10 protein-coding genes are annotated in these 10,802 nt (G+C 68.8%); 2 read left to right on the forward strand and 8 right to left on the reverse strand.

What is annotated here, in order from left to right; all coding sequences use genetic code 11:
- Positions 1–130: 130 nt before the first annotated feature.
- Positions 131–490, reverse strand: coding sequence for a metal-sensitive transcriptional regulator (locus tag GKQ77_RS18850; protein ID WP_258021551.1), 360 nt, complete (start codon positions 488–490; stop codon positions 131–133).
- A 198-nt stretch (positions 491–688) separates the two neighbouring features.
- Here GKQ77_RS18850 and GKQ77_RS18855 point away from each other — a divergent pair, with 198 nt between their 5' ends.
- Complete coding sequence (locus GKQ77_RS18855; RefSeq protein ID WP_125513699.1) at positions 689–1,309, forward strand: DUF47 domain-containing protein; 621 nt, start codon at positions 689–691, stop codon at positions 1,307–1,309.
- A gap of 7 nt (positions 1,310–1,316) precedes the next feature.
- Positions 1,317–2,315: an inorganic phosphate transporter gene (locus GKQ77_RS18860; protein WP_219690085.1), complete on the forward strand. Its 999-nt coding sequence runs from the start codon at positions 1,317–1,319 to the stop codon at positions 2,313–2,315.
- Positions 2,316–2,471: 156 nt separating this feature from the next.
- On the opposite strand, the gene pstB is transcribed toward GKQ77_RS18860, so the two are convergent.
- From pstB to GKQ77_RS18895, 7 genes are all read right to left on the reverse strand, one after another.
- Positions 2,472–3,248, reverse strand: a complete 777-nt coding sequence (gene pstB, locus GKQ77_RS18865; RefSeq protein WP_055533214.1) for a phosphate ABC transporter ATP-binding protein PstB — start codon at positions 3,246–3,248, stop codon at positions 2,472–2,474.
- Between the two features lie 54 nt (positions 3,249–3,302).
- Positions 3,303–4,376: a phosphate ABC transporter permease PstA gene (gene pstA / locus GKQ77_RS18870; protein ID WP_219690086.1), complete on the reverse strand. Its 1,074-nt coding sequence runs from the start codon at positions 4,374–4,376 to the stop codon at positions 3,303–3,305.
- Positions 4,373–5,395 (reverse strand): phosphate ABC transporter permease subunit PstC, encoded by a 1,023-nt coding sequence (pstC, locus tag GKQ77_RS18875; RefSeq protein WP_219690087.1) that lies wholly within the window; start codon positions 5,393–5,395, stop codon positions 4,373–4,375. Before pstC ends, pstA begins: the two co-directional genes overlap by 4 nt.
- Positions 5,396–5,506: 111 nt before the next feature.
- Entirely contained in the window at positions 5,507–6,634 is a 1,128-nt protein-coding gene (gene pstS / locus GKQ77_RS18880) for a phosphate ABC transporter substrate-binding protein PstS (protein WP_219690088.1), read from the reverse strand.
- A gap of 175 nt (positions 6,635–6,809) precedes the next feature.
- Positions 6,810–7,223 carry an NUDIX hydrolase gene (locus GKQ77_RS18885; RefSeq protein WP_219690089.1) on the reverse strand — a complete coding sequence of 138 codons (414 nt, stop codon included), beginning with the start codon at positions 7,221–7,223 and terminating at the stop codon, positions 6,810–6,812.
- Positions 7,220–8,383 carry a CHAD domain-containing protein gene (locus GKQ77_RS18890; RefSeq protein ID WP_372459924.1) on the reverse strand — a complete coding sequence of 388 codons (1,164 nt, stop codon included), beginning with the start codon at positions 8,381–8,383 and terminating at the stop codon, positions 7,220–7,222. The genes GKQ77_RS18885 and GKQ77_RS18890 overlap by 4 nt, the downstream gene beginning before the upstream one ends.
- Positions 8,364–10,715 (reverse strand): RNA degradosome polyphosphate kinase, encoded by a 2,352-nt coding sequence (locus GKQ77_RS18895; RefSeq protein ID WP_219690090.1) that lies wholly within the window; start codon positions 10,713–10,715, stop codon positions 8,364–8,366. The genes GKQ77_RS18890 and GKQ77_RS18895 overlap by 20 nt, the downstream gene beginning before the upstream one ends.
- Positions 10,716–10,802: the final 87 nt, after the last annotated feature.

A 10,802-nucleotide genomic window follows, 5' to 3' on the forward strand; every position in this document is an offset into this window, starting at 1 on the left:
CCCACCCGTTCACCCGCACCGAGTGGCGGAGGTAGGGGCTCCGTGGGCGCGGCCGGCAACCGGGCGGGGCCCGTACCGCTCCCGAGCAATCCGAGCCCGGGGTTTGGGGTGCTCAACCCTCGCGGGAGCGTTACGTGCGGAGCATCCGCGCGATCGCCTTCGTCGCCTCTTCCACCTTCGCGTCGATCTCCGCGCCCCCCTTGACCGCCGCGTCCGCCACGCAGTGCCGCAGGTGTTCCTCCAGGAGCTGGAGGGCGAAGGACTGGAGCGCCTTCGTGCTCGCCGAGACCTGGGTGAGTATGTCGATGCAGTAGACGTCCTCCTCGACCATGCGCTGCAGGCCCCTGATCTGGCCCTCGATGCGGCGCAGGCGCTTGAGGTGTTCGTCCTTCTGCTTGTGGTACCCGTGCACGCCGTGAGCGTGGTCACCGTGGTCGGAGGGCGCTTCGGGCGTCTCCGGGGTCACCGCTGCCGCGTCGGTGGTCGTCATCGCGTCCTCCTCCAGTAAGGGGCATGGGGCATTTCCGCTGATCCATATACCCCTGGTGGGTATATCTTAGCCGATTTCTCGGGGGGTGTGCTGATCACTGTGCCTGATGGGCGACACTGGGGGGCGGCCGGTTAGCCGTGGCCGGATGATGCGCCTAGCATCAGCCTGACCGCATCCAGAGCACCCCGAGGACCCCACGTGCGCTTTCGTCTGACCCCCAGGGAGACGAGCTTCTACGACATGTTCGCCGCATCCGCGGACAACATCGTCACGGGCTCGAAGCTCCTCATGGAACTGCTCGGAGCGGACTCTTCCGCGCGGGCCGAGATCGCAGAGCGTATGCGGGCCGCGGAACACGCGGGAGACGACGCGACGCATGCGATCTTCCACCAGCTGAACTCCTCGTTCATCACGCCGTTCGACCGCGAGGACATCTACAACCTCGCGTCGTCCCTGGACGACATCATGGACTTCATGGAGGAGGCCGTCGACCTGGTCGTCCTCTACCAGGTCGAGGAACTTCCCAAGGGCGTCGAGCAGCAGATCGAGGTCCTCTCCCGGGCCGCCGAGCTGACGGCCGAGGCCATGCCGAACCTGCGGACCATGGAGAACCTCACCGAGTACTGGATCGAGGTCAACCGTCTGGAGAACCAGGCCGACCAGATCCACCGCAAGCTCCTGGCCCAGCTCTTCAACGGCAAGTACGACGCCATGGAGGTGCTGAAGCTCAAGCAGATCGTGGACGTCCTCGAAGAGGCCGCCGACGCCTTCGAGCATGTGGCGAACACCGTGGAGACCATCGCGGTCAAGGAGTCCTGACCCCTCCATGGACACCTTTGCTTTGGTCGTGACCATCGGCGTCGCGCTCGGCTTCACGTACACGAACGGCTTTCACGACTCCGCGAACGCCATCGCCACCTCCGTCTCCACGCGTGCGCTGACGCCACGCGCGGCGCTCGCCATGGCCGCGGTGATGAACCTCGCCGGTGCCTTCATGGGCAGCGGGGTCGCCAAGACCGTCAGTGAGGGGATCATCGAGACCCCGCACGGCGACAAGGGCATGTGGATCCTCTTCGCGGCGCTCATCGGCGCGATCGTGTGGAACCTCATCACCTGGTACTTCGGGCTTCCCTCGTCCTCCTCGCACGCGCTCTTCGGCGGCATGGTCGGAGCGGCGCTCGCCGGTGGGATCGGGGTCATCTGGTCCGGGGTCCTCGACAAGATCGTCATCCCCATGTTCATCTCCCCGGTGGTCGGCCTCGTAGCCGGTTATCTGGTGATGTGCGCGATCATGTGGATGTTCCGCAGGTCCAACCCGCACAAGGCCAAGCGCGGCTTCCGTATCGCGCAGACGGTCTCCGCGGCCGGCATGGCGCTCGGGCACGGTCTCCAGGACGCCCAGAAGACGATGGGCATCGTGGTGATGGCCCTGGTCATCTCCGATGTGCAGAGCGCGGACGCGCCGATTCCGATCTGGGTGAAGGTCGCCTGTGCGCTGATGCTTTCGGCGGGTACGTACGCGGGTGGCTGGCGCATCATGCGGACGCTCGGGCGCAAGATCATCGAGCTGGATCCGCCGCAGGGGTTCGCCGCCGAGACGACGGGGGCGGGCATCATGTTCACCACCGCGTTCATGTTCCACGCGCCGATCTCGACGACTCACGTCATCACTTCCGCGATTATGGGTGTGGGGGCGACGAAGCGTGTGAACGCGGTGCGGTGGGGGGTGGCCAAGAACATCATTCTTGGGTGGTTCATCACGATGCCTGCGGCTGCGCTTGTCGCGGCTGTTAGCTTCTGGGTCGTTAATCTCGCGTTCCTCTAGTGCCGCTTTGTGGGGGTTGCTCGCGCAGTTCCCCGCGCCCCTTCGGGGCGCCCCCCGTGCATCGGAAAGGCCCGCCCCCGGGAGCCAGGGGCGGGCCCTTCTTTGTTGTCCCTGCGGTGGCACCGCCATGCAGCACCGCGGGGAGTCAGGGGTGGCCTAGCCGAAGCGGCCCGAGATGTAGTCCTCGGTGGCCTGTACGGACGGGTTGGAGAAGATCCGTTCCGTGTCGTCGATCTCGATGAGCTTGCCGGGCTGGCCGACCGCGGAGAGGTTGAAGAAGGCCGTGCGGTCCGAGACGCGCGCCGCCTGCTGCATGTTGTGCGTCACGATGACGATCGTGAAGCGCTCCTTCAGCTCGCCGATCAGGTCCTCGATGGCGAGGGTCGAGATCGGGTCCAGGGCCGAGCACGGCTCGTCCATCAGGAGGACCTGCGGCTCGACCGCGATCGCCCGCGCGATGCACAGCCGCTGCTGCTGACCGCCGGAGAGGCCCGAGCCGGGCTTGTTCAGGCGGTCCTTGACCTCGTTCCAGAGGTTCGCGCCCTTGAGGGACTTCTCCACGACGTCGTTCAGCTCGGACTTCTTGTACGAGCCGTTGAGCTTCAGGCCCGCCGCCACGTTGTCGAAGATCGACATCGTGGGGAAGGGGTTCGGGCGCTGGAAGACCATGCCGATCGTGCGGCGCACGGCCACCGGGTCCACGCCGCTGCCGTACAGGTCCTCGTCGTCCAGGAGCACCTTGCCCTCGACGCGGCCGCCCGGGGTGACCTCGTGCATACGGTTCAGGGTGCGCAGGAACGTGGACTTGCCGCAGCCGGACGGGCCGATGAAGGCCGTCACCGAGCGGGGCTCCACGGTCATCGAGATGTCGTCGATCGCCTTGTGGGAGCCGTAGTAGGCGGTCAGGCCCGATACGTCGATTCGCTTGGCCATGGGGATCACTGCTTCTTTCGAGGGGGAAGTGCGAGAGGGGCGCTGATTGGCCGCTCAGCGGCCCGTCTTGGGGGCCTTCCAGCGTGCTACGCCGCGGGCCGCCAGGTTGAGGATCATGATGAAGCCGATGAGGGCGAGCGCCGCCGCCCAGGCACGGTCGTACGACGCGTCGGTGCCTGCCGCGTACTGCTGGTAGACGTACAGCGGCAGCGAGGCCTGCGAGCCCTCGAAGGGGTTCGTGTTGATCAGGGGGTTCACCCAGACCAGGAGCAGGACCGGCGCGGTCTCACCGGCGATGCGGGCCACCGAGAGCATGACGCCCGTGGTGATGCCGCCGATCGCGGTGGGCAGGACGACCTTCAGGATGGTCCGCCACTTCGGCACGCCGAGGGCGAGCGAGGCCTCGCGCAGCTCGTTCGGGACGAGCTTGAGCATCTCCTCGGTGGAGCGGACGATCACCGGCATCATCAGGATCGCCAGCGCCATCGCTCCGGCCCAGCCGGAGTAGCCGAAGCCGAGGATCAGGATCCAGAAGCTGAGGACGAAAAGGCCCGCGACGATCGAGGGGATGCCGGTCATGACGTCCACGAAGAACGTGATGACCTTGGAGAGCTTCCCCCGCCCGTACTCGACGAGGTAGATCGCGGTGAGCAGGCCGATCGGCACGGCGATGGCCGACGCGAGGAGCACCTGCTGGAGGGTGCCGATGAGGGCGTGGTAGATGCCGCCGCCGGTCTCGTCGTCGGAGAGCACGCCCATGGAGTGGGTGAGGAAGTAGACGTCGAAGACCTTGATGCCGCGCTGGACGGTCTCGTAGATCAGCGAAGCCAGCGGGACCACGGCCAGCAGGAACATCACCCACACCAGCGAGGTGGCGAGGCGGTCCCTGGCCTGGCGGGTGCCCTCGACGGTCACCGCGAGGGCGTACGAGCCGGCGATGAAGAGGAGCGCGGCTATCAGGCCCCACTGGATGCGGCTGTGCAGTCCGGCGCCCGCGCCGATGCCGATGGCGACGGCGGCCGAGCCGGCGGCGACGGCCAGGGGGGACCAGCGCGGGAGGCTGGCGGCCTTGAGCGTCGAGGGGCGCTTGGTGAGCGGCCCGGACGGGGTGGGTGTCGTGGTGCTCATGCGTTGGCCCCCGAGTACTCCTTGCGGCGCGCGATGATCAGGCGGGCCGCGCCGTTGACCAGCAGCGTGATGATGAACAGGATCAGGCCGGAGGCGATGAGCGCGTCCTGGCCGTACTCACTGGCCTCGTTGAACTTGCTGGCGATGTTCTGGGCGAAGGTGCCGCCGCCGTAGTCGAGCACGGACGCGTTGATCAGGAAGGACGGGGAGAGCACGGTGGCGACGGCGATCGTCTCGCCGAGCGCGCGGCCGAGGCCGAGCATCGAGGCGGAGATGATGCCGGAGCGGCCGAAGGGGAGGACCGACATGCGGATGACCTCCCAGCGCGTGGCGCCGAGGGCCAGCGCGGCCTCCTCGTGCATCTTCGGGACCTGGAGGAAGACCTCGCGGCTCACGTTCGTGATGATCGGCAGGATCATGATCGCGAGGAGGATGCCGACGGTCATCAGGGAGCGCGGGGCGCCGCCGTTGTACTCGAAGATCCCGGTCCAGCCGAAGTAGTCGTCGAGCCAGCTGTAGAGGCCGGTGAGGTTGGGCGCGACCACGAGGGCGCCCCACAGGCCGTACACGATCGAGGGCACGGCGGCCAGCAGGTCGATCACGTACGCGATGGGGGTGGCCAGCTTGCGCGGCGCGTAGTGCGAGATGAAGAGCGCGATGCCGATGGCGACGGGGACCGCGATCACCAGGGCGATCAGCGAGCTGACCACCGTGCCGAAGACCAGGACCGCGATGCCGAAGTACGGCTTGCCGCCGGTGGAGGCACCGGCCGGGTCCCACTCGAAGGTGGTGAGGAAGTTGCCCGTGTTGTCGGCGAGCGCGAGGGTCGTGCGGTAGGTGAGGAAGACCGCGATGGCAGCCATGATCGCGAGGAGCGCGATGCCGGATCCCCGGGAGAACCCGAGGAAGATCTTGTCGCCGGGGCGGGTGGCGCCGCGGGCGGCGGCCTTGTCCACGGGGTCGGCGGGTTTCGCGTCGTCGACTGGTGGGGGTGAGGTCGTGCTGCTTGCTATGTCCATGGGGTTCTCCGGTCTGCGGAGCTGCCGCGCGTGCTGCGGGCGCTCCGTGGCGGCGGTGCACCGGACGGTGCGGCCGGCCCGGTCCTGCGGGGCCGGCCGCACTCGGTTCAACTAGCTCAGGCCCGCGACGGTGGAGCGGACCTTGGTGATGATCTCGGCCGGGATCGGCGCGTAGTCGTTCTCCTTGAGGACGTTCTGGCCGTCCTCGCTGGCGATGTAGGTCAGGAAGGACTTCGTGGCGGCGAGCGTCTCGGCCTTGTTGCCCTTCTCGCAGACGACCTCGTACGTCACCAGGGTGATCGGGTAGGCGCCCTCGGCGGTGGGCTTGTAGTTCAGCTCCAGGGCGAGGTCCTTGCCCTTGCCGACGACCTTGGCCTCGGAGATCGCCTCGGAGGCGTTGTCGACGGTGGCCTTCACCGGCTCCTTGGCCTCCGTCTTCAGGTCGACGGTCTTGATGCCGTCGCCCGCGTAGGACAGCTCGAAGTAGGAGATGGCGCCCGCGGTCTGCTTGACCTGGCCCGCGACACCGGCGGAGCCGTTCGCGGACTGGCCGCCCTTGGGCTCCCACGACTTGCCCGGCTCGTAGGGCCAGGCGCTGGGGGCGGCGCCCTTCAGGTACTTGGTGAAGTTGTCCGTGGTGCCGGACTCGTCGGAGCGGTGGAAGGCCTGGACCTTGGTCTTGGGCAGCTTGGCGTCGGGGTTGAGCTTCGCGATCGCCTTGTCGTCCCAGGTCTTGATCTTGTCGTTGAAGATGTCGGCAAGGGTCTTGGCGTCCAGGGTCAGCTTGTCGACGCCGGGGACGTTGTAACCGATGGCGATCGGGCCGCCGACCATGGGCAGGTCGATGGCCTGGCTGTCCTTGCAGACCTTCTTCGACTTCTCGATCTCGTCGGGCTTCAGCGCCGAGTCGGAACCGGCGAACGCCGTCTGGCCCTGGAGGAACGCGGTGATGCCGGCGCCCGAACCCGTCGGGTTGTAGTTCAGCTGCACGTCCTTGCAGTTGGTCGTGTAGACCTTCCGCCAGGCGTCGATCGCGTTCTTCTGCGCGGACGAACCGGAGGCCGCGAGCTGGCCCTTGGCGTCGTCGCACTTGATGTTGGCGTTGGCGTTCGTCTCCTTGCCGCCGTCGCCCGAGCCGCTGGTGTCGTCGGAGCCGCACGCCGTGAGGGCCAGGGCGCCGGAGACGGCGAGGGCGCCGAGGGAGAGGGCGCGGAGCCGGTTCTTGCGCTGAAGCTTCACTTTCGGATTTTCCTTCCGGGAGCCGCCGGCCCTTTGCTGGCGGCGTGCGATGTCTGTCTTGGTAAGGCTGAAATTAGGCAGGACAGGTGAAGCCACCGAGCGGCACGAGTGAACGGCGGGTGAACCTCGGCGGTCGGCCTGGTTAGACATCGCCACACAGTATGTAGCGGGTTCGCTACGCAGGGTTAAGTACCCTGAGCAGAGCGTCGACAAGCCCCCGGTCGCGCACCTGGGTGAGACGCTCGCGGGCCGCCGCCGGGGGCAGCCAGATGATGCGGTCGACCTCGCGATGGGGCGTGAAGTGACCGGTGCCGGCCCGTGCCGCCCAGTAGTCGACCCGCTTGGGGCGGCCCTGCACGGTGTAGTGGACGGTGGGCAGGCGGGCGCCGGGGGTGCAGCGGTGCCCGGTCTCCTCCTCGACCTCGCGCAGGGCGGCGGCCAGGGGGGTCTCGGAGTGCTTCAGCTTGCCCTTGGGGTGCGACCAGTCGTCGTACTTGGGGCGGTGGACCAGGCAGATCTCCGGGGTGCCGCCGGCCGTGGAGGGGCGCCACAGGACGCAGCCGGCGGCCAGGATGGTGGCCTCGCTCATGTACGTACCGTCTCGTGCTGCCAGGCCTGCTGGAAGGCGAACCTCGCCGCCTCCACCTCGTGGCGCTGGTCGGCGTGGAGCACGCCGAGGGCGTACGCCGTGGCCGGGGCGATGCGGGGGGTGCGGGCGGCCTGCGCGGCGGCGGAGGCGGCCGCGGCGGCCTCGCGGTGGATGTTCAGGGCGTGGCTCGCGTCCGCGAGGCGGGGCTCCGGGGGTGCGTGGCCCAGGACCTCCTGGGCGTACCGGTGCAGGCGCAGCAGGGAGCGGACCTTCAGCCAGGGGGCGTCCTGGGCGTCCGGGGCGGTTTCGGCGGCGAGGCCGTGCAGCAGGGCCTCGGCGTTGTACGGGTGGCCGGCCTGGCCGAGGGGGAGCGCGGTGACGGCCTCGGTGAGGTCCGCCTCGGCCTTGGCGGCCAGCGGTTTCAGGTCGTCCGCGCTGTCGCGCAGGGGGACCTCGCTGGCGAGTACGGCCACGTTGTCCGCTACCGCGTGGAAGCGGGAGGAGCCGAAGGCTTGCAGGGCTGTGGAGTGGGCCCGCGTCCGGGCGAGGGTCAGTTGGCGTTCCAGCAGGGCTGCGGCCTTGGCTGCGCCTACCGTCAGGCCGCGGGGGGTGCCGCCTCTTTCCTCGGTGCCCGGCGCTGGGGGCTGTGCCCACCCGTTCCGCCCTGCGGAACGCCTGCCCACAGCGGGAGCGTCCAGGGTGGGGTCCGCCCCTGCGGAACGTTTGCCCACAGCGGGAGGGGCCGAAGGGCTTGGTACCGGGGGTGGGCCCGAAAGGCGGTGGAGGGCTGTCAGGAGGCGGTCCAGGCGGGTGGCGTATGCGTGTTCCTGGGCCAGCGTGCCCGAGAGCCACGCCAGTTCGGGGCGCAGGGACGCCGCCCACTCCGTGTCCAGGAGCGGGCGGAACGTGTGCAGCGTGGCGCCGATGCGGCGGGCCGCGCGGCGCAGGGCGCGGGCCGCCGCCTGGGACTCCTCCGCGCCCTGCGCGTCCGTCGTGGACTCGCGGTGCAGCCGCAGCGAGCGGAGGAACTCCGTGGCCTGCTGCTGGAGGTGGGCCGCGAGGATCTCGCCCGCCGTGCCCGTCGTGCCCACCGTGCCCGCCGTACCTGTCATGGCCGTCATGCCCGTCATGCCCGTCGTCTCAGGGTGTTGCTGTGCCACGCCGGCGCCTCCGGGCGTCTATGAGCATCTCCTGGACGTTCCGCAGGGGCTGGCCTTCCGGGTCCACCGAGTGGCGGGTCCAGTTGCCGTCCGCGCCCAGGTGCCAGGAGGCGGTGGTGTCCGACATGCCGGTCTCCAGGAGCCGGCTCAGGGCCGACCGGTGCGCCGGGTCCTGGACCCTGACCAGCGCCTCGATACGGCGGTCGAGATTGCGGTGCATCATGTCGGCGCTGCCGATCCACACCTCCGGTTCGCCGCCGTTGCCGAAGGCGAAGACGCGGGAGTGCTCAAGGAAGCGGCCGAGGACGGAACGTACGCGGATGTTCTCCGAGAGCCCCGCGACGCCCGGCCGGACCGCGCAGATGCCGCGCACCCACACGTCCACCTCGACGCCCGCCTGCGACGCGCGGTACAGCGAGTCGACGATCGCCTCGTCGACCATGGAGTTGACCTTGATGCGGACGTAGGCGGGGCGGCCCGCGCGGTGGTGCTGTATCTCCTTGTTGATGCGGGAGACGAGGCCGTCGCGCAGGGACTTGGGGGCCACGAGCAGGCGGCGGAAGGTCTCCCTGCGGGAGTAGCCGGAGAGGCGGTTGAAGAGGTCGGAGAGGTCCGCGCCGACCTCCGCGTTCGAGGTGAGCAGGCCGAGGTCCTCGTAAAGGCGGGCGGTCTTCGGGTGGTAGTTGCCGGTGCCCACGTGCGAGTAGCGGACCAGGGCCTCGCCCTCCTGGCGTACGACGAGGGAGAGCTTGCAGTGCGTCTTCAGGCCGACGATGCCGTAGACGACGTGGCAGCCCGCTTCCTCCAGCTTGCGCGCCCACTTGATGTTGGCCTGCTCGTCGAAGCGGGCCTTGATCTCGACGAGGACCAGGACCTGCTTGCCCGACTCGGCGGCGTCGATCAGGGCGTCGACTATGGGGGAGTCGCCCGAGGTGCGGTAGAGCGTCTGCTTGATCGCGAGGACGTCCGGGTCGGCCGCCGCCTGCTCAAGGAACGCCTGGACGGACGTGGAGAAGGAGTCGTACGGGTGGTGCAGGAGTACGTCGCGTTCGCGAAGGGCAGCGAAGATGTCGGGCGCCGACGCCGACTCCACCTCGGCCAGGTCGCGGTGGGTGCCCGCCACGAACTTGGGGTACTTCAGCTCGGGCCGGTCCAGCTTGGCGATGCTGAAGAGGCCGGTGAGGTCGAGCGGGCCCGGCAGCGGGTAGACCTCGGCCTCGCTGATCTTCAGCTCGCGCACGAGGAGGCTGAGCACGTTCGGGGCGATGGTCTCCTCGACCTCCAGCCGCACCGGCGGCCCGAAGCGGCGCCGCATCAGCTCCTTCTCCAGGGCCTGGAGAAGGTTCTCGGCGTCGTCCTCCTCGACCTCCAGGTCCTCGTTCCTGGTGAGCCGGAACATGTGGTGCTCCTGGATCTCCATGCCCGGGAACAGCTCCTGGAGGTGCGCGGGAGCGGCGATGACGTCCTCTATGGGGACGTACCGCTGAGGAGAGGCCTCCAGAAAGCGGGAGAGCAGCGGCGGTACCTTCACGCGTGCGAAGTGCTGATGTCCTGAGACCGGGTTGCGTACGACCACGGCGAGGTTGAGGGAGAGTCCCGAGATGTACGGGAAGGGGTGCGCGGGGTCGACGGCGAGCGGGGTCAGGACGGGGAAGATCTGCTGCCGGAAGAGGGTGAAGAGCCGGGACTGCTCCTTCTCCGTCAGCTCGTGCCAGCGCACCAGCTGGATGCCCTCCTCGGCGAGGCCGGGGGAGACGTCGTCCTGGTAGCAGGCGGCGTGCCGGGCCATCAGCTCGCGGGAGCGGTTCCAGATGAGTTCGAGGACTTCGCGGGGCTGGAGGCCCGATGCCGAGCGGGTGGCGACGCCGGTCGCGATGCGGCGCTTGAGGCCGGCCACGCGGACCATGAAGAACTCGTCGAGGTTCGAGGCGAAGATCGCGAGGAAATTAGCCCGTTCGAGGAGGGGGGTCTGCGGATCCTCGGCCAGTTCGAGCACTCGTTCGTTGAACGCGAGCCAACTGCGCTCCCGGTCCAGGAACCGCCCCTGCGGCAGCTCGACGCCGTCGTGTCCCACCTGGGCGTCCTCGTCGTACGCGTCCAGGTCGGCGTCGATGTCGGGCGCGAGGTCGGAGATGGTCGCGGCGATGGTGTGCGGCCTGTGCGCGGCGATGGAACCGACGGAAGGCTGGGCGTGCTGTACCTGTCCATGCGTGTTCTGCTGGCTCATGGAGCCATTCTTCCGCGTGGGTACGCCGATGGGCGCGTCGGAGAGCGCGGGAGTGAGGCGGAGCTTCCCGTTCTCCGGGGGCGGGTCGGGCACGGCGGGCTGCATTGGCCGAGCGTCGCAAGGCAGTCTGAATCAGCGGTTACGGCGACATGACGTGCGGGACATCGACGGGAGACCCCCGGGGGTCCGGGG

Origin of the sequence: Streptomyces anatolicus, from assembly GCF_019400875.1 — a bacterium.
GTDB classification, from domain to species: Bacteria; Actinomycetota; Actinomycetes; order Streptomycetales; family Streptomycetaceae; genus Streptomyces; species Streptomyces anatolicus.

Excerpts from the sequence above, each read along its gene's own strand:
- GKQ77_RS18850 (WP_258021551.1), bottom strand. The coding sequence starts at position 490 with ATGACGACCACCGACGCGGCAGCGGTGACCCCGGAGACGCCCGAAGCG.
- GKQ77_RS18860 (WP_219690085.1), top strand. The coding sequence starts at position 1,317 with ATGGACACCTTTGCTTTGGTCGTGACCATCGGCGTCGCGCTCGGCTTC.
- pstB (WP_055533214.1), bottom strand. The coding sequence starts at position 3,248 with ATGGCCAAGCGAATCGACGTATCGGGCCTGACCGCCTACTACGGCTCC.
- pstA (WP_219690086.1), bottom strand. The coding sequence starts at position 4,376 with ATGAGCACCACGACACCCACCCCGTCCGGGCCGCTCACCAAGCGCCCC.
- pstC (WP_219690087.1), bottom strand. The coding sequence starts at position 5,395 with ATGGACATAGCAAGCAGCACGACCTCACCCCCACCAGTCGACGACGCG.
- GKQ77_RS18885 (WP_219690089.1), bottom strand. The coding sequence starts at position 7,223 with ATGAGCGAGGCCACCATCCTGGCCGCCGGCTGCGTCCTGTGGCGCCCC.
- GKQ77_RS18895 (WP_219690090.1), bottom strand. The coding sequence starts at position 10,715 with ATGCAGCCCGCCGTGCCCGACCCGCCCCCGGAGAACGGGAAGCTCCGC.